The sequence below is a fragment of the Natrinema salinisoli genome, from assembly GCF_020405205.1.
In the GTDB taxonomy this organism is placed as follows: Archaea; Halobacteriota; Halobacteria; order Halobacteriales; family Natrialbaceae; genus Natrinema; species Natrinema salinisoli.
Genome location: NZ_CP084469.1, coordinates 2231852 through 2249619, shown reverse-complemented (window position 1 = coordinate 2249619; position 17768 = coordinate 2231852). Strand labels below are relative to the sequence as shown.

Genomic DNA, 17768 nt, shown 5'->3' with positions numbered 1-17768 from the left:
GGTCAAAACATCTGTCCGATGGACGGACGTGTCAGTCGTCGTCGGACGCGGAATCCGACAGGTGGGGGATGGTACTGGCGTGATCTACGACTTCCAGCAGCGGGAACGGCTTTTGCCGATCGAACGAGGCGAAGATACCCTCGTATCGGGAGGACGGAAACAGGAAGACGATCGTCTCGTCGTAGAGCAGCAGTTGGCACTCGAGGTCGCCGATCTCGACGGCTCGTTTGAAGTCGTCCGCCGAGACCTGATTCGCGACGAGGTCTCTGTACGCACGATCGAACTCCCCCCCGTCGTACATTCGTTCGATGTCGTCCCGTATGAATTCGATCTCGTAGTCCAGCGATCCGAGCGTGGCGACGACCCGCAACTCCGCGCCCTCTATCCCTTGAAATACTGTAACGAGATCTGCCATTGATTCCGTTGTTCGTCTTCGAATACACATAAAATGTGGGACGCGGATGATTTGCTCGCGGGCGAACCGGCGCTCGTTTCCAGGGAAACCCGACTCGACGCGATCCGTCGTCGGCACTGGTAGGTGACTCGAGGCGCTACCCCTCCCCATGACGACGCCTCGCGACCTCGACGGCTCGAGTGCCGGCGGCCAGTTCCTCCGAACCGCGCTCGCGCTGTCGGTCTTCGAAACCGAGCCCGTTCGCCTCACGAACGTCCGCGGCGATCGATCGACGCCCGGCGTACGCCATCAACATCTCGCAGTACTGGAAACCATGGCCGAACTGTGCGACGCCGAGGTCTCGGGGGCCGAACTCGGGTCGGAGACGATCGTGTTCGAACCGGGACTCGTCGACGACGGAACTGGTCGCGGGCAACTCGCGGGCGGCAGTTACGACATCGACATCGGGACCGCCGGCAGCGTGACGCTGCTGTGCAACGCCCTGTTGCCGCTGGCGTCGATTCTCGAGTCCCCGCTGTCGGTGACTGTCAGCGGCGGGACGGACGTCGCGTGGTCGCCGCCGCTGGACTACCTGCGGCACGTCACACTCCCGCTGATTCGTCGCTTCGGGATCCAGGCCGCCTGCGAGGTCGATCGCCGCGGGTTCTACCCCGACGGCGGCGGCACCGTGACGCTTCGGCTCGCCCCCTCGAGCCTCAAGCGGATCGACCTCCTCGAGCGGGGCTCGCTCGAGGGGCTCCGGCTCTACTCGACCGAATCGGAGTCGCTCGCTGATCGCGACGTCGCCTATCGGCAGGCTGAGGGGGCACTCGAGCGACTGGACGGGGATTCCGATTTCGAACTGACGGAGCGCTGCGAGTCGACTGCAAACAGTCCCTCGCCCGGTTCCGCACTGGTGCTCCGCGTCGACCACGGGACCGGGATCGCCGGCTTCAGCGCCCTCGGCGAGCGCGGGAAACCGGCCGAGCGCGTCGGCGAAGACGCCGCGGACGCCGCGAACCGGTTTCTCGAGGGGACTGCCCCGGTCGATCGGCACATGGGCGATCAGCTGCTCGCGTTCCTCGCGATTTCGGGCGGCCGGGTGCGCGTGCCGAGTGTGACGGATCACGTGAAAACGCGGTGTGAACTGCTCGAGGCCTTTGGGGTGGGGGTCGAGCTCGAGCGGGACGGCGAGACCGCGGTCGTCTCGGTCACGTCGCCGCTCGGTTGCGGGGAGTGACCCGGCGAGACGCCGACCTCGAGCGCGAACCGATTCCGCCTGACCGCTGGACGGAGCATCGACTCGTCGATTGCTGGGGTGCACTCGACGCAACGATCTCGAGGATCGAAAAGCGACAGGGTCGACGATGGGGAGGGGGAGCCCATCGTCGGAATCCACGGTAGGGCGCTGATAGGTGGGTGATTGGATCGCGGTCCGTCGCGCACAGCGGGTTGCGCGACAGCTAACACGTTCGGGACGATCACTATCAACCTCTACCCGATTCCCAGTCGTTCGAAATCGTCCCGTCGTACGAAGGGGTGTCTCCCTCGCGGCCGCGACGGCGGTAATCCGTCAGTCGTTTCTCCCGTTTCCGCGTCAGTCGAGACTCCATCGCTCGTTTATTCCTCAAAAATAGCAGTAGTTATAAGTACTAACGTATTGACAAGCAGAATGGAAGCCCGGCTCCAAACGCGCGAGCGGAGGGGGTGTGCCCGAAACGCCCCGGGTGGTGATGACACCCGAGACTGGCTTCCAAGCCGGAAGGCTTCGAAAGCCATGACCGCGTACATCCTACCGGGATATAAACGTCCCGAACGACGGTGGAATCAACTCCGACGACTAGCGACGGCTCCCGGTCGAGCCCGCACTCATGAGCCACGCGGAGGCCACGATGAGTGACGAACCGAGCAGTGACTCGAGCGGAGACGACCGGTCCGACCCCGGCGAGACGGGCGAGGCACCCGAGCCCTGGGTACTCTCCCTCCCCGATTGTCCCGTGTGTGACCAGCCCGTAACGAACGTGACCGTCACCGGCCCACGCAGCGGGACCGCCGAACCCTGTGGCTGTTCGGTGCTGCCGACCCTCGATCGGACCTCGCGTCACTGACGCGGCCTCGAGGGATCGGTTTCTCTCGCCTCCGCTCTCGAGTCGCGGCGGCCAGCCGGACAGTCGACAGCGATCGGTCGGGATCGCGATGCTCGAGATTGGATGGCTCGAGCGGACACACCACTCGCGACGATCACTCCGTCGGCAGCGCGCTGTCGGGAGTCCGGTCTGTAAACGCGACTCGAGGGGGCCGATACTGGCGAACGGCCAGCGAGTTCTCGAGATGAACCGACCAGATCAGGAAAGCGATTTGCTCACACTGGCAACACGGAGAGCCACGCCCTCCCCAACCGATTTCTCCTCACGGGTGCTTTGCACCCGTTCGGATGGTTCGCGGAACCTACGGTTCCGCGCTAACGCTCACTCCGCTCACGGTTCCCCATGGTCACCGTTCGCTTTTCGAGGCACTCACTCCGTTCGCGCCTCGCACCGCTCGCTCATCCCTCGCACGACTTCGTGCCGCGGTTCGCTATCAGCGAACCGCGGCCCAGCGCGCGCCACCGCAGGTTGTATTCCAATCGGGAGTACTACCACACACACAGTTTCTCCTCGCTCGTGCGTTCGCCGCGGATCAAAAACCGATTCTGTGACCGAATCGAGTTCTGTCGGCGGGATCGATCGACCGCGCCTGAGCATCGTCAACCGCCATAACTTATATTATCGCCGACCGTTGGCCCGCGTATGACCGACGGAGAGACTGCCGTTCGCTGTCGATCGATTCGGGGGGTCGAGCCGTGAGCGAAAGCGACATCGTCACGTTCGGTGAGACGATGCTTCGGCTGTCGCCGCCGAATCACGAGCGCCTCGAGAACGCCGACGAGTTCGAGGTGCGCGCCGCCGGCGCGGAGAGTAATGTCGCGATCGCCGCGAATCGGCTGGGCGCCTCCGCGACGTGGATCTCGAAGGTCCCCGAAACCGCGCTCGGACGGCGCGTCGTCGGCGAGCTTCGGGGCCACGGCATCGACGCCGACGTCGTCTGGAGCCACCGCGGTCGGCAGGGGACCTACTACCTCGAGCACGCGGGCAAGCCCCGGGGAACGAACGTGATCTACGACCGGGAGAACACGGCCATCGCGACGGCGGAAGCCCGCGAGTTCGACATCGACCGGATCCAGGACGCGAAGGTCTTCTTCACGACCGGGATCACGCCCGCGCTCTCCTCGACGTTGCGGGATACGACGCTCAATCTGCTTAAGGCGGCCCGGAAGGGCGGGACGACGACCGCGTTCGACTTCAACTATCGGCGCAAGCTCTGGTCGCCCGACGAGGCCAAGAAGACGCTCACCAAGCTGTTCCCGGGCATCGACGTACTCGTGATCGCCGCCCGCGACGCGCGGACCGTCCTCGGCTTCGAGGGCGATCCACGACAGCTCGCCCACAAACTCGGATCCCAGTACGACTTCACGACGGTCGTCGTCACCCGCGGCTCCGAGGGTGCGGTCGGCTGGCACGACAGCGTCGTCCACGACCACGACGCCTACGAAACCGACACCCTCGACCCGATCGGCACCGGCGACGCCTTCACCGGCGCGTTCATCGCCCGCCGGCTCGACGGCGACGACGTCCCGACCGCCCTCGAGTACGCCGCGGCGACGGCGTCGCTCAAGCGGACGATCCCCGGCGACGTCGCGCTCGTGACCGCCGACGAAGTCGAGGAAGTCGTCAAAGACCAGGGCGAAGACATCTCGCGGTAGTCCGTCGTTCTGTCGCGAAGAGCCGTTTCTCGAGTGCAACTCGGCAGTCGTTCAGCGGCGGCGGTGGGACGATCGTCTCCAGATGCCGTGTGTGGGACTCTCAGGGACGATTGGACGGATCTGCCAGAAGGACCTTTATGCATCACTGTCACCGAACGAGTGCAAATGAATCGAATCACAGCCGTTGCACTCGCCGTCCTCGTCGCGACGGCGGCCCTCCCGGCCGCCGCTGTCGGCGCGGGTGCGAGCGCAGCATCGCCCTCCCAACAGAGCGACGGTAGCGCCTACGCGGGTACGCACGTCGAATTCGACACCTCGAGCAACGCGGTCACCGATTACCGCGTCGACGGTGAGACGGTCTTCGAGAACGTGACCGTCGCATCGCAGAGCGACCACGACAGTCGAACCAGTCTCGACGCGAGCGTCGGGCTCGACGCCGTGGCGAACCTCTCCGGAATCGGACTCGATATCGCCGCACAGTCCAGCACGCGCGCCGAGATCGCGACCGAAGGGTCCGCCTCGATGGCGGCCCACGATAGCGAGCGCGGGATCCTGACCGTCGACGCCGGCGACGAGGCGCAGTACGTCGAAGCCGAACTCGGAGCCGACGCGACGGCCGAGGCCGAGAGCGACGACCGCGTCGTCGTCGACAGCGGCGAGCGCACCGGTGCGTTCGTCGTGGTCGGCGACGGTGAGGTGGCCGTCAACGAGAACGACGACGTGACGGCGGACCTGCAGAGCGATTCGAAGCTGGTCTTCCGCTCGTACGCGGACGGCGAACGCGACGAAAACGCGAAAGCACAGGAACGGATGATCGCCAACGGGACGGCGACCGCCGAAGTCTACGCCGAGGAACGCGACGGCGAGCGCGTCGCCGACGTCGCGACCTACGGCCAGGACATCGCGGTCGAGACGTCGAACGAGAGCCAGGATCGACTCGAGATGACCGTCGAACGCTCCCAGAGCGAGGGGACCGTCGTCATCACGAGCGTCTCCGAAGCCGCCATCGACGGCGTCGAAAGCGCCGAGGACCTCTCGGTGACCGTCGACGGTGAGGCCGCCGCGCAGGCGTCCTCGCGCAGCGACCTCGAGGGCGCGATCGGGAGCGACCAGTCCCGATACATGGTGACCCAGTCGAGCGACGCGTCGGCGAGCGCCGACGTGCTCGTGGCGGTCAACCACTTCTCGGAACGACAGCTGTCGATTCAGGACAGCGACGACGGTGGAGATAGCACCGACGACGGCGGAGACAGCACCAACGAGAGCACCGACGGGAGCGACAGTAGCGGCGACAGCATCCCCGGCTTCGGTGCCGGTGCGGCGCTGATCGCCCTGCTGAGCGGTGTCGCCGCTCGAATCCGCCAGTAAGGCACCCTGTCAGCCCTCTCGACCCCTGTCGAACGGCACGCTGACCGACCTTCGTTTTGCGCCGCTGACGAGCCCCCAGTAGACGCCGGTCACCGATCCGACCGATCACAGCGTCGGCTTCATCGCGAACCGAACGTAACGGATCGATAGCGGTCGGGCATCGCTTTTTACCGGCTGCTGTGATACCGTTTTACGTGACTCGAGTCGTCCGACGAGCGACGGTCGACGACGTCTGGGGCATCCACGAAATCGCCCGCGAGAGCTGGCACGCCGCCTACGACGACGTCCTCGGATGCGAGCGGGTCGACGAGGTAGTCGACGACTGGTACGCGCTCGGCGACCTCGAGTCGTCGATTACGGACACGAGCGGGCGCGACGACGCCGCGTTTCTCGTCGCGACGGACCCGGCGACGCCCGAGTCCGGGGACGAGACGGACTATTGCGGCTTCGCTCACGCAGTCCCCTGGCCCGAAGATTCGTCCGTGGCGTTCCTCGCACGCCTCTACGTCCAGCCCGACAGCTGGAACGACGGAATCGGCACTGCGCTGCTCGAGGCCCTCGAGACCGAACTCTCGGCGGGATTCGAGCGGCTCCGGCTGGCCGTCCTCGCCGCCAACGATATCGGGATCTCGTTCTACGAATCGCGCGGGTTCGACCACGTCGGGACGCGATCGTCCGATCTGGGCACGGGGTTCGAGGAGCACGTCTACGAAAAACCGCTCTCCGACGCGAACGGGTGAGCGGCCGCTCGAGCGACACCGCTACGACGGCGCGATGCTGCGTTTCAGAGGCCGGATGCGACCAAACAGTTACGTATCGATATCCGTATTGTCACTTCATGCCATCCGGAGCGACGTTCGATTCCGACGGCGTTCGGCTCGCCTACGACGATCTGCGCCCCGACGGCGACGACGGGACGGCCGCCCCGATCGTCCTCGTCCACGGCTTCGCCTCGAGTCGGCACGACAACTGGTACGACTGGGACTGGGACGAGGCCCTGCTCGGGGCCGGTCGTCGCGTGATCGCGCTAGATTGCCGAGGGCACGGCGAGAGCGAGAAGCCCCACGCGCCCGAGGCCTACGACACCGCCACTATGGCTGCCGACGTAATCCGCTTGCTCGACCACCTCGGGATCGATCAAGCTGATCTCTTGGGGTACTCGATGGGCGGTCGAATCGGGCTGGAAGCGCTGTACACCTACCCGGAGCGGTTCAACGCCGGTGTACTGGCCGGCATCGGATCTGCGACGCTCGAGGCGAGCGATGCCGGCGAACGGATCGCGGACGGTCTCCTGACCGACGACCCGGACGAACTCTCGGATCCGGTCGGGAAGCGATTTCGCACCTTCGCGGAAACGACGGACAACGACCTCGAGGCGCTCGCTGCGTGCGCTCGGTCGCGAACGCCGCCCGCGGATTGGGAGCAGCTGAGCGACGTCGAACGGCCGGTGCTGATCGTCGCTGGTGAAGACGACGACGTCGCGGGCGATCCCCGAGAACTCGCGGCTCGCTTTCCCGACGGCGAGGCCGTCGTCGTTTCCGATGCCGATCACCTGACGACCGTCCCCAACGAGCGCTTTACCGACGCCGCGGTGACGTTCCTCGAGGAAGTGGCTCTCCAGTAAGACCGAGTCCGCCTACAGCGTCTTCTCGGCTTCGCTCTCGTCGACGACTTCGATCCCGCGGTTGTTGACCGCGTCCGGATCGAGGCCGACCTCCTGGAGGAAGGTCTTGTACTCGCGTTCGCACTGCTCGGCGTCTTTCTGCTTGTCGCTGGCCCGGTCACAGAGTTCGATCAGGTTCTCCGGGACGTCGTTCTGGTAGACGATCCAGTGGTTGATCAGGTCCGAGAGCCGCCGGATGGGGCTCGTGAAGTGACCGTAGATCTCGAAGTTCAGCGCGTGGTGGCCGCCGAACGGGTCGTTCATGTACCGCGCCCGGGGCATGACCTTCATCACCGCCCACTGGATCTTGTCCAGCTGGCGGCCGGGTGCCTCCTCGAGCGTCGCGTTGACGGCCTTCCGCGGGTCGTCCCAGGTACTGCCGGGGATCGAGACGCCGTCGAGGTCCTGAATCTCCCGGAGGGCTTCCGACCACTCGTCGGGGCTGGGCTGCGGGTGGACCCGGTACATGGCCTCGACGCCGCGATTCCACATGAGTTCGTGCGTGACGCCCTTGTTGGCCTTCAGCATGCACTCCTCGATGATCGTGTGGGCGCGATCGCGGCTCGGGTTCAGGACGAGCGAGCCGTCCTCCTTGCGCTGTTCGTGCATCTGCTCGGCGAGGTCGTAGACCAGCGCGTTCTCCTCGTGGAGGGGTGCGTCGGGGTCCTCGAGGCGGTCTTCGGCCTGCGTGTAGGTGAGTCGCTCGTCGGACTCGATGACCGACTTGTAGATCTCGATGTTCTCGTAGGAGAGGTTCTCCTTGTCGAGGTGCATCTCGACGGTGTGGGCCAGCCGGTCCTCGTTGGGAACCAGGGAGCAGACCGTCTCGGCCAGCACCGGCGGCAGCATGTGGACGGTGTACCCGGGCAGATAGACCGTGTTCCCGCGCTCGACGGCCTCGTCCCACATCGCCGTATCGGGGTTGACGTAGTGGGTCACGTCGGCGATGTGGACCCAGAGGACGTACTCGTCGTCGCGCTCCTCGATCGAGATCGCGTCGTCGAAGTCCTGGGCGTCGACCGGGTCGGTCGTCCACGTCGTCAGATCGCGCAGATCCTTCCGCTCGTCGATTTCGTCCTGAATCTCTTCCGTCACGCCCTCCGTTCGGGCTTCGGCCTCTTCGAGAACCTCGGGCGGAAACTCGTCGCGGAGCTCGAACTTCTCGAACAGCTCCTCGCGCTTGTTCTCGAGATGGCGCGCGAGCTCCTCCGAGACTTCGACTGGGCCTTGGCCTTCTATCGTACCGGCGTCGGCCTGTGCGTCGTCACTCATGGCGTTGACTACGGACGTAAGGGTGAAAGTCGTGTCGGGATGCGAATCGAATCGGCTCGAGGCACTGGCGACCGGGTTCCGGCCGGACGGCCGGACCGTGTGACTTATATGTCGGTTTCGTATTGCGAAACGCAAGCCGGTTTCGGGCGTGTTGATGGCCGAAATCAGTATACGCTCGGGTCGGAATATCCAGATGACTCTCACCCTGACATGACCTGGCAGTACACCCCCGAAATCCTCCCGTACGTCGGTCTGCTCTTCCTGTCGATGCTCCTCGCGGGAGGGCTGGCCGTCTATACCGTCGTCGCGTGGACGGACGGCACGGAGGAGCCGACCGTCCGTGCGTTCGTCGGCCTGAACGTCGGCTGTGCGCTCTGGTCCGGTGCGTACGCCATGCAGTTGTTGAGCGCGGCCGTCCCGACCAAACTGTCGTGGCTGGCGGTGTCGTTCGTCGGCGCCGTGCTGGTGTCGCTCTCGTGTTTCTCGTTCGCCGTCGCCTACTCCGGCAACGAGGGATTGCTGTCTCGACGAACCCTTCTCTTGCTCGTGGTCGAGCCGGTGGTCGCCTTCGTCCTGTTCACGACGCAGTATGGGAACCTCTACACGCGGCGCATCGACACCGTCGTCGTTTCGGATCTCGTCATGATCGACCGGACGTTCGGCGTCATGGGGTACGTTCACATCCTGTACCTCTACGGCCTCCTCGCGCTCAGCGCCGGGTTTCTGCTCAGAACGATCTACCGGTCGAACCGCGTCTACAGGGTGCAGGCCGGCGCGGTGTTGCTCGGCATCTTCGTTCCGCTGGTGGCGAACGTCGTCTGGTTCCTCCGGCTGGGACCGATGGGGAACCTCGATTTCACCCCGGTCGCGTTCGTCGTCTCCGGACTCGTGTACGCCGTCGCGATCTCCCGCCACCACCTCCTGGATATCGTTCCGGTCGCCCGCACTGCGGTCGTCGAGAACATGCGCGACGGGTTCCTCGTCATCGACGAAACGGACCGCGTTCGAGACGTCAACGCCGCCGTTCGACGGCACGTCTCCGACGACGATCCCGAGTCGATCGTCGGCCGCGACATCGGAGCCGTGTTCCCCGAAGTCACGTCCGTCATCCGTGACGAATCGCGGCCCGCGCATACCGAAATCGCCGTCGATACCGACGACCAGCGCCGCCTGTTCGACGTTCAGGTCCAGCGGCTCTCGAACGACCACCGGTTTCGACTGCTCCTCCTTCGGGACGTGACGGACCAACACGCCGTCGAGCAGCGATACCAGGCGCTCATCGAGAACGCGTCCGACCTCATCACCGTTATCGACGACGAGAACGTCATTCGGTACCAGAGCCCGTCGATCGCGAACGTACTGGGGTACGACCCGTCGGCGCTCGAGGGCCGATCCTACGACGAGTTCGTCCATCCCGAGGACCGCGCTCGAATCGTGGACGCGTTTCACGACGACCTCGAGGAACCGGCCGCGACCGGCCGGACGGAGTACCGAATCAGGGACGCCGACGGCGAGTGGCGAGACGTGGAGACGGTCGGCCGCAACCTGCTCGACGATCCGTTCGTCGACGGCATCGTGCTGAACACCCGCGACGTCACCGAGCGCAAGAAGCGCGAGCGCGAAATCCGTCGAAAGAACGACCAGCTGGGGGAGTTCGCGGGCGTCGTCAGCCACGACCTCCGGAACCCGCTCACGGTCGCACAGGGGTATCTCGAGGCGGCCAGAGAAGACGTCGACTGCGAGTATCACGACGACATCGAACTCGCACACGACCGCATCGAAACGATCATCGAGGACGTGCTCCTCCTGGCCCGCGAGGGACAGGCGATCGGCGAGACGGATCGCGTCGACTTCGAGCGAGTCGTCGATCGGGCGTGGACGCACGTCGATACCGGCTCCGCGTCGCTGACGGTCGCGAGCGATCGGCCGATCGTCGCCGACGAGGATCGGATACTCCAGTTGCTCGAGAACCTCTTCCGAAACAGTGTCGAGCACGGCGGCGGGGACGTCCACGTGCGGGTCGGAACGGTCGCGGACGGGTTTTTCGTCGAAGACGACGGCCCCGGGATTCCCGTCGACGAGCGTCAGGACGTCCTCGAGTACGGCCATACCACGGCCGACAGCGGAACCGGGTTCGGTCTCGCGATCGTCAGTCGGATCGCCGAGGGCCACGGCTGGGCCGTTCGCGTCACCGAGGGGACTAACGGCGGTGCCCGGTTCGAATTTACGATGGACGACTCGCCAGTGACACCTACGCTCGACGGGAACGCGCCCGCCGACGGCTAGTCGCGGCGGACGCGAACGGGGATCGATTGCTCGTCCGACGCCGCCGATACCGCCGGTCGGTCCGCTCGAGACTCCGAGACGCGTGGCTCCGTTCAGGACTCTTCCTCGAGCGTCCCGTACCGCTCCTCGACCGTCGAGAGATAGCTCGCGAGGAACGCGTCCCGGTCCCGCCGGCCGGCCTCGAGGTCGACCAGCAGTTCCTCGAGTTCGCCCCGCGGGTGGTGACAGAGGTCGCTGTGACAGGACTTACAGAGGTGTTCGAAGGTCTTGTCGTCGCGATCCCAGCGGTCGCCGTGCTTGTCGTACTCGCGGGCCTCGTCGCGCGGGCGCTCGGTGCCACAGGCGAGACAGGTGACCGTTTCCGTTCGGGTCCGGGATGGCCACATACGCGGGCAGACGGCGTGGGGAAACTTAGCGATTGGCACACCCTCTCCCGACGCTGACGGTCAGGGCGACCGACTCGCTGAGATCGGTCGCCGGAACGGGCCTTTTATTTCCGGACCGCTCGTTCTCCCGGGCATGCAGGTCAAATCTCGCCATCATCTCCGTAGCGACGCGGTATCCGAGCTGGAGGATACCCTCGAGGAACAGCTCGGCGTCTCGCCGGAGGGCGACGCGTACGAACGCGTCGAGTTCGAGGAGACGGACTGGGAGGTCGTCCTCATCGACGGCGAACCGCAGGTCGCGTACTTCGACGAGGAACCGTTCCTGACGGTCCGCGGGGCCAACGCCTACGACCCCGAGAAGCGACTGGTCACGGTCGACGCGGGGGCCGTCTCGTTCGTCAGCGACGGCGCGGACGTGATGCGGCCCGGCATTACCGAGGCGACCGACGACATCTCGCCGGACGATCTGGTCGTCATCGCGGAGGAGTCCCACGGGAAGGTGCTCGCGGTCGGCCGCGCTCGCGTCGACGGCGCGGACATGGTCGGCAGTGAGGGGAAGGTCGTCGACTCGCTGCACCACGTCGGCGACGAACTCTACGAGTTCGCCGGGTAGGTTTCGAACCGACCGCGGAGGGACGACCGCAGTCAGCTACTCGCGATGCTCTCTCATTCGATCCGCTCGCCGTCGTCGGTGACCGCGAGCACACAGTCGTCACAGAGCCACCAGCCGATCAGCGGATCGCGGTGCGGGAGCACCGCGCCACAGTCGGGACAGCGCTTCGATCCCTCGGGTCGAGACCCGGTCATTCGGCCCCCGACCCCAGTCCGCGGTCCTCGTGGTCGGTCGTGAGCAGGACCGGATTCACCGCGCAGCCACAGGGGTGGGCGGTGCCCCGGTACAGCCTGCTCGAGGTCACGATGCTGACGGGGTCGCCGCAATTCGGACAGTCGGGCTGGGACGACGGGCGGTCCTCGAGGGGGTCGCTGTCGTCAGGCATGGGGATCGCGCCTCGAGGCGGGTTTCGCTGCCGAGCTTGGTCGTGTCTGGCGATTCGGCTGTCGTGCGGGACGTTTATATCCCGGTAGAATGTACGGAATCATGCTTCCGAAATCCCTTGGTCGGGATTGGAAGCCAGTCTCGGGTGTGCCAGCACCCGGGGCGTTTACGCAAGCCCTCTATTGGAGACGTGACCTCCGGGTTATTCGTCATCGCGTTGTTACTTATAACTATTGTTTTCGGTAGTGGATTTATTTCTCTGGCTCGATCGAGAGGCGGTACCGAACCCGTTCGACAGCTATCGGGAGGCGATGGTTCTCTCGAGACGGCGGAGATCGGAGGGATCGGGTGACTGGCTCCATTGAAATCGGAGTTCCGAAGCGTGATCGTGTGCGACGCGCGTTCACGACAGCTGTGCATCGACCGTCTGGTCCGGAGGGTGAGTTGAATAGATGGCTCTCGTCTTCGCTGGTCAGAGCGACCACGATTACAGCTCTACAGGCGATTCGAGATCAGGATCTGCGTCTATGATCGCCGAGATCTGTGGCTGCACCTGCTCGAACCGCTCGGTCGGCTCTACCAGCCCCCGCTCCTGATCGTGGTCGACGAGTCCAGCCGCGTCAATCTTCGGGAGGTGCACGTGGTGAAGCGAGAGTCGTATCTCCGAGAGGTTTCCCTCGGACATCTCCGTCACGGGTTCGTGGTGGTTGTATTTGACGATGGCCTTCGTGAGATCGTTCACCGTCAGGGAGCGCTGCTCGTTTGCGAGTGTTGCGAGAGCGATGCGACGGTGTTCATCTCCACATAGCTCGAGCACAGTGTCGAACGCGATGAGATTTCCGCCCATTACATCATCTTCAGACGATTTGCCCGAATAGCCTCTACTTTTTAGCATCCAAGACGCTTTTACGTCCTCTGTCGAGAGGAAGCCGATATGTCGGATACTGTCTCTCCAAGGATGTGCTTGATTCCGCGCCGGAGTCTGGATGCGACGGCCTGTTGCGTGATATCGAGTTCGTCGCCGATTTCTTCCATCGTCGTCTCGCGCGGGGATTCGAAGTAGCCGCGCTCGTAGGCCAGTACCAGCGCCTCTTGCTGGGTGTCGGTCAGCGCCGCCTCGGTACCCGTCTCGACCGGCGTGAGCGCGTGCAGTTCCGTGAGCGTGATCGAGATATTCAATTCCTGACAACGAGATTGGAAATCAGCAATATCGCTATGGGCGTCACCACGAATATCGAACGTCCACTGCTCGTCCGTCCCGACAGCTGAGATGAGCGCGACCTGCGTCTCCGTCAGCGTGGTTAGCACGTCGTCGTAATCCACCGCCCACTCGACGCGCAACAGATGCTCGTCTTCGACGGAGTCGACGAACTGAATTCGCTTCACGCCGGGATGCTCCGAGAACGCATCTTCGACGTCGTCGACTCTGGTTCCCCGAACCCAGAAGTAGGGAATCACCACGTCTTGAGCGGGGATGATCCGCTCCAGTTCGACCGACACATCCGGCAGTCGTTCGAACACTGTCCCCAGCGGGAACTCGTCCGATGGAACCGTAAAGGAAGCCTCCGTAGCCATTATCCGATCCGTTGTTCCCTGTGCGTAATACCTCTACGGGACCACTCAACTAAATCACGAACGAATCTCGCGGTTCGTGTTCGGCACCGACTCGATATGTTGGTATCCTGTACTAACGGAGACTGGCGTGCTAGTGATCCCGAGCAGGTCGGTAGCGACCTCACTGGCGACTGATCGTCAACTCTTCACCGTCGATCCGCACCCGATAGTCGTCGACCGGGAACGACAGGGTAACACCCCCTTCGCTATCGGCAAGCGCGTCCAGCGCTTCGGGCTCGACGAAATCGTACAGCGTAGCGCCGAAAACGTCGGAGAACTCCGTCGGATCGACCGCTTCGAGGGTTGCAAGGGCAGCGACTATAGCCGTACTCGCTGCCGTGGCTGACCAATCGTACGTTCGCCGGAATAGTACCTCGCGCGAGTTAGTGGATCGCCCGCCCCCGTCCCGATCTCGTTCCCCTCCCATACTCTTCGCATAGCGTCTACGGAGATAAGCATAGTGTGATTTCCCGGGTGAATATCTGGGTCGCCTTACGACGGCTGGTTCCCGTCGAGTCGCCAGGTGAAAATCGCCCGTAGGACGACGACGAGACTGTTTCGCTCGCCGGCACCCCAGATCGCCGTCTCCTCGATCCCTTCGGTAGTTGCGGTGTCGTCCACGAGCGCGCTCACGAGCGCCGTCTCTTCGTCCGTGATCAGGAGGCTTCCGGCGGGCGTCTCCTCCCACTCCCAGAGGGTCTCGAACAGTTCGGCTTCCGGTACCGATTCCTGAATACGTTCCTGGACGTCTTCGGAAATCCCCGCCAAGTGAATCTCGACACCACGCTCTGCGGCAGCCTGAAGCCCGTCGAGTTGTTCGTCAGTGAGCAAGTCGTCGATAGTCATGTAGACGATCTGCTCATCAGCGTCGGCGATGAACTCCTCGACGCGGGATGACACCGCGTCCCGTCCGGTGACCGTCCAGACGCCGAACTGTTCGCGTTGTGGCTGGGCGGGGCCGATCTCCTCCAGACACTCCGCGAGTTCGGTAATCGTGTTCTCGCGCTGGAGGTTGAGCAGTCGGATGATCGTCTCCTCGGAGATCACGGTGAACTTTCGCGGCGTCGTGTGCTGGATGTCGATTAATCCCAACTCGTGGAGTTGCTCCGCCGATTCGTACACCCGAGTCCGGGGCACACCGCCGATTTGCGTGACGTCCTGTGCGGTTCCCGTCCCGAGGCGGAGGAGATTGATGAGCGTTTGAGCTTCGTACGTGGACAGCCCGAGGTCCTGCAACCGGTCGAGCGCTTTGGCTTCGGCCTGCTCCTCCTCAAAACTCACCATGGTAACAATTGGCTTGCTGAGGACAAAAAGGCCTGCCCGTTTCGGACTCGCTATTCGAGCTCTTCGGTGACGAATCGGAGCACTCGCTCGAGGCGCTCGTCCGGGGTATACCGGATCGTTTTCGCACGCGGGTCGTACTCGATCACGTTGGCAGCCGCCAGTTTCGGGAGATGGATGTGATGGACGTCGATAAGAAGGGAAGTAGCGTGAGCTCCAGTGGCCTCCGGAGGGGGATTTTCGGGAGCGATGCGATCGACGAGGGTCTTCATCGGAACCACGACCTCCTCGCTGTCGATCAACTGGGAGAGAATCGATCGCCGACACGGATCTGCCACTACCCGTAATGCCGTTTCGGCCGAGACTGATTGGGTTTCCTCGGACATTGATGGACCTCGTAGCAAAAACAAGGGGCTCGCGATTAACCCCCTCGTTTACTCGAAAGATCACATTTGGAGAGGCAGGATCGAAGTACTGACGCCGAGACGAACGGATGAGACACCCGTCTCCGCTACTGACCGTTCGTCGACCGATTACCCGACAGCGACCGCGACCGATTCTCCGACGCTCCCGCCTCGAGCGGGCTACCGATCCGCGGATTCCGCCAGCGAGTCGGCTTCGTACGCGCCCTCGTACTGCGCGAGCGTGTCCCGATACCCCCGCGTCGCGAGCTCGTAGGTCTCCCGCAGATCAGCGATCGGCGTCTCGGTCGCGTCGATCCGCAGGTCGTTGTACGGCGGTTCCACGACGTGAGACTCCGTCGTCTCGACCACCACCGCCGCGCTCTGGACCGACAACTCCTCGCGTTTGTCCCCGCCCTCGAGGTCGCCGGCCGCCAGCGCGTCGATCAGGCGCTTCGCGAGCGGATCGGTGTCTGTGTCCTCCGTCACGGCCTTCGGTCCGGTCGACGGATCGACGGTGTCGTGGACGGCGTTCGCCGCGTAGGCGTCGTCGGTCGCCTCGAGCACGCCCTCACCGGTCAGCATGTTCCCCGCGACGGTGTAGTGGTCGCCCTCGCGGTGGCCGTACCACTCGACGCACTCGTCGCCGGAGAAGGCGAAGGTCGTCTCGCTATCGACCCCGTGGAGCTGCCGCTGAGGCGAGCCGTCGTCGGCGGTGAGCAGCGCCTCGAGGGCGTCGTCCACGGCCAGTCCGTCGTCGAGGTAGGCGATCCCGCGCTCGCCGAGGTCGACGTTGACGAGGCTCTGGGTCGCGACGGCACCGTGTTCGCTGACGAACGGACAGAGCGTCCCGACGCCCGGCAGCCGCGTCGTGACCGCGACGCCGAACCGACGGTGCTGGTCGCCGGCCTCGGTCTCGTAGTCTTCGCGAACACAGATGCTGAACGTCATCGCTCGCTCGTAGGTCTCACGAAATCAAAAGTCTACGGACGACGGGTGTGGCTCGGCGATCGACGACCCGCTGTCGCGCGTCCCGAGCGACCGGTTCGATCGCGGCCGCGACCCCTCGACGTTCCGGAGGGTATCGGGGACGGGACTGTGTCTGACGTAAGAACTATACTGGCGGCGGCGGTGGATACCGCCAATGGGACTCATGAGCAAAATTCTCGGCGGGAACCAGTCCAGATCGGTCGAGGATTACGCCGAACTGAACATCGATGACGTCTCGACGGCCTCCGCCGAGGCAGCGATGCAGGTACACATCGCGGAAGTCAGCGGTCAGGCCGACGCGATCGATATCAAAGACGCCGTCTACGACGGCGACATCGTCGTCGCGGACATCACGCGGTTGCGAACCGAGGACAGCACCGTCGAACACATCGTCGACGAACTCCGACAGGTCGCTCGAGAGGTCGACGGCGACATCGTCCGAAAGGGAGACGATCAGATCCTGATCGTCCCGACCGGCGTCCGTATCAGCCGCGAAAAACTCGGCCAGAAGCTCTAGATCGGCCCTCCGTCTCCGTCGTGGTCTACTTCCGAGCGCCGCGTGCCGCTTCGGCGGCCGGAGACCGCTCGTCGTCGAGCATCCGTCGAATTCTGCAAGACACTCACGGTAGCGGTGACTGACGAGACGAGTCGCTGTCGCTGGTGTGAGCGTACTGTGTCGATAAAAACTGTGAGTCGAGCGTCGCTAGAAGCGACGAACTGACGTCGAACTTACTGTCGGACGACGTTCGTTGCGCGCGGACCCTTGGGGGCCTGCTCGATGTCGAATTCGATGTCTGTGCCTTCTTCGAGGTCCGGACCGCCAACATCTTCCATGTGGAAGAAAACGTCGTCGTCCGCGTCGTCCGTCGAAATGAAACCGTAGCCGCCTGTGTCGTTGAAGAAATCAACGTTACCTTCTGCCATTACAAACAAACGTAAGGTCGATTCGGGGATAAGGCTTCCGAGGGTCGTGGTACCACGACCGTCGGCGTTGCTTCCGGTTCGCCGTTTCTCCGGAATTTGTTGCCGTATTCCCCGACGATCCCCGTCAGCAGCTGTTCTCCCGTCAGGACCTCCCAGCGGTTCGTTCCGTCTCGAGCGACGAATAAAGGCGGTCCATACGAAGGGTAAATAGATTGTCACCAACGCCGACGGCCGCCTGCCGTCGTTCGGGAGCTACGGTACTGCTTACCCGTACGCGTAGCTGAAAGGGGTCTCGGTCACTATCGCCAGCTACGATATGACCGAGACAGTATCGGATATCCGACAGAGTAGCGGGAGTCGGGTTCCGCTCGAGCCGCGATTGGACTGGGA

Annotated in this window: 21 protein-coding genes; 9 read left to right on the top strand and 12 right to left on the bottom strand. The window is 64.0% G+C overall.

The genetic code is table 11. The features are described from left to right. Positions 1 to 31: 31 nt before the first annotated feature. The gene (locus LDB05_RS11170) at positions 32 to 415 is read right to left on the bottom strand and encodes a DUF7522 family protein (RefSeq protein WP_226004068.1); all 384 of its coding nucleotides are present in this window, start codon (positions 413 to 415) and stop codon (positions 32 to 34) included. A gap of 148 nt (positions 416 to 563) precedes the next feature. On the opposite strand from LDB05_RS11170, the gene rtcA reads away from it, so the two are divergent. The 6 genes from rtcA (at position 564) to LDB05_RS11140 (ending at position 7188) form a co-directional block, all read left to right on the top strand. Then, positions 564 to 1634: an RNA 3'-terminal phosphate cyclase gene (gene rtcA / locus LDB05_RS11165; RefSeq protein ID WP_226004067.1), complete on the top strand. Its 1071-nt coding sequence runs from the start codon at positions 564 to 566 to the stop codon at positions 1632 to 1634. Between the two features lie 652 nt (positions 1635 to 2286). Next, positions 2287 to 2502, top strand: a complete 216-nt coding sequence (locus LDB05_RS11160) for a hypothetical protein (RefSeq protein WP_226004066.1) — start codon at positions 2287 to 2289, stop codon at positions 2500 to 2502. A 734-nt stretch (positions 2503 to 3236) separates the two neighbouring features. Then, positions 3237 to 4196, top strand: coding sequence for a bifunctional 2-dehydro-3-deoxygluconokinase/2-dehydro-3-deoxygalactonokinase (kdgK1, locus tag LDB05_RS11155; protein ID WP_226004065.1), 960 nt, complete (start codon positions 3237 to 3239; stop codon positions 4194 to 4196). A gap of 165 nt (positions 4197 to 4361) precedes the next feature. Further along, a complete protein-coding gene (locus LDB05_RS11150) occupies positions 4362 to 5564 on the top strand; it encodes a PGF-CTERM sorting domain-containing protein (protein WP_226004064.1) in 1203 nt (400 codons plus the stop codon). 194 nt (positions 5565 to 5758) lie between these two features. After that, a complete protein-coding gene (locus LDB05_RS11145) occupies positions 5759 to 6304 on the top strand; it encodes a GNAT family N-acetyltransferase (RefSeq protein WP_226004063.1) in 546 nt (181 codons plus the stop codon). 98 nt (positions 6305 to 6402) lie between these two features. Continuing rightward, positions 6403 to 7188 (top strand): alpha/beta fold hydrolase, encoded by a 786-nt coding sequence (locus LDB05_RS11140; protein ID WP_226004062.1) that lies wholly within the window; start codon positions 6403 to 6405, stop codon positions 7186 to 7188. Between the two features lie 12 nt (positions 7189 to 7200). On the opposite strand, the gene LDB05_RS11135 is transcribed toward LDB05_RS11140, so the two are convergent. Next, entirely contained in the window at positions 7201 to 8499 is a 1299-nt protein-coding gene (locus LDB05_RS11135) for an RNB domain-containing ribonuclease (RefSeq protein ID WP_226004061.1), read from the bottom strand. 210 nt (positions 8500 to 8709) lie between these two features. Here LDB05_RS11135 and LDB05_RS11130 point away from each other — a divergent pair, with 210 nt between their 5' ends. Further along, positions 8710 to 10785, top strand: coding sequence for a sensor histidine kinase (locus LDB05_RS11130; RefSeq protein WP_226004060.1), 2076 nt, complete (start codon positions 8710 to 8712; stop codon positions 10783 to 10785). A gap of 92 nt (positions 10786 to 10877) precedes the next feature. On the opposite strand, the gene LDB05_RS11125 is transcribed toward LDB05_RS11130, so the two are convergent. Continuing rightward, positions 10878 to 11171 carry a DUF7562 family protein gene (locus LDB05_RS11125; RefSeq protein ID WP_226004059.1) on the bottom strand — a complete coding sequence of 98 codons (294 nt, stop codon included), beginning with the start codon at positions 11169 to 11171 and terminating at the stop codon, positions 10878 to 10880. Positions 11172 to 11304: 133 nt separating this feature from the next. On the opposite strand from LDB05_RS11125, the gene LDB05_RS11120 reads away from it, so the two are divergent. Then, positions 11305 to 11784, top strand: coding sequence for an RNA-binding protein (locus LDB05_RS11120; protein ID WP_226004058.1), 480 nt, complete (start codon positions 11305 to 11307; stop codon positions 11782 to 11784). Between the two features lie 53 nt (positions 11785 to 11837). Here the strand turns inward: LDB05_RS11120 and LDB05_RS11115 are convergent, their stop codons facing one another. From LDB05_RS11115 to LDB05_RS11080, 8 genes are all read right to left on the bottom strand, one after another. Continuing rightward, complete coding sequence (locus LDB05_RS11115) at positions 11838 to 11978, bottom strand: hypothetical protein (RefSeq protein ID WP_226004057.1); 141 nt, start codon at positions 11976 to 11978, stop codon at positions 11838 to 11840. Continuing rightward, positions 11975 to 12169 (bottom strand): hypothetical protein, encoded by a 195-nt coding sequence (locus tag LDB05_RS11110; RefSeq protein ID WP_226004056.1) that lies wholly within the window; start codon positions 12167 to 12169, stop codon positions 11975 to 11977. The genes LDB05_RS11115 and LDB05_RS11110 overlap by 4 nt, the downstream gene beginning before the upstream one ends. 486 nt (positions 12170 to 12655) lie before the next feature. Continuing rightward, positions 12656 to 13015: a DUF7344 domain-containing protein gene (locus tag LDB05_RS11105; protein ID WP_226004055.1), complete on the bottom strand. Its 360-nt coding sequence runs from the start codon at positions 13013 to 13015 to the stop codon at positions 12656 to 12658. A gap of 59 nt (positions 13016 to 13074) precedes the next feature. Beyond that, positions 13075 to 13743, bottom strand: coding sequence for a helix-turn-helix domain-containing protein (locus tag LDB05_RS11100; RefSeq protein ID WP_226004054.1), 669 nt, complete (start codon positions 13741 to 13743; stop codon positions 13075 to 13077). Positions 13744 to 13903: 160 nt separating this feature from the next. Next, complete coding sequence (locus tag LDB05_RS11095) at positions 13904 to 14209, bottom strand: HalOD1 output domain-containing protein (RefSeq protein ID WP_226004053.1); 306 nt, start codon at positions 14207 to 14209, stop codon at positions 13904 to 13906. A 65-nt stretch (positions 14210 to 14274) separates the two neighbouring features. Then, positions 14275 to 15066, bottom strand: a complete 792-nt coding sequence (locus LDB05_RS11090; RefSeq protein ID WP_226004052.1) for a TrmB family transcriptional regulator — start codon at positions 15064 to 15066, stop codon at positions 14275 to 14277. Between the two features lie 50 nt (positions 15067 to 15116). Further along, positions 15117 to 15449, bottom strand: coding sequence for a DUF7344 domain-containing protein (locus tag LDB05_RS11085; RefSeq protein WP_226004051.1), 333 nt, complete (start codon positions 15447 to 15449; stop codon positions 15117 to 15119). Positions 15450 to 15647: 198 nt separating this feature from the next. Further along, entirely contained in the window at positions 15648 to 16415 is a 768-nt protein-coding gene (locus LDB05_RS11080) for a DUF1028 domain-containing protein (RefSeq protein WP_226004050.1), read from the bottom strand. Positions 16416 to 16608: 193 nt separating this feature from the next. Here LDB05_RS11080 and LDB05_RS11075 point away from each other — a divergent pair, with 193 nt between their 5' ends. Next, positions 16609 to 16971, top strand: coding sequence for a cell division protein SepF (locus LDB05_RS11075; protein ID WP_226004049.1), 363 nt, complete (start codon positions 16609 to 16611; stop codon positions 16969 to 16971). Between the two features lie 212 nt (positions 16972 to 17183). Here LDB05_RS11075 and LDB05_RS11070 read toward each other — a convergent pair whose 3' ends face one another. Next, entirely contained in the window at positions 17184 to 17378 is a 195-nt protein-coding gene (locus LDB05_RS11070; RefSeq protein ID WP_226004048.1) for a cold-shock protein, read from the bottom strand. Between the last annotated feature and the right edge of the window lie 390 nt (positions 17379 to 17768).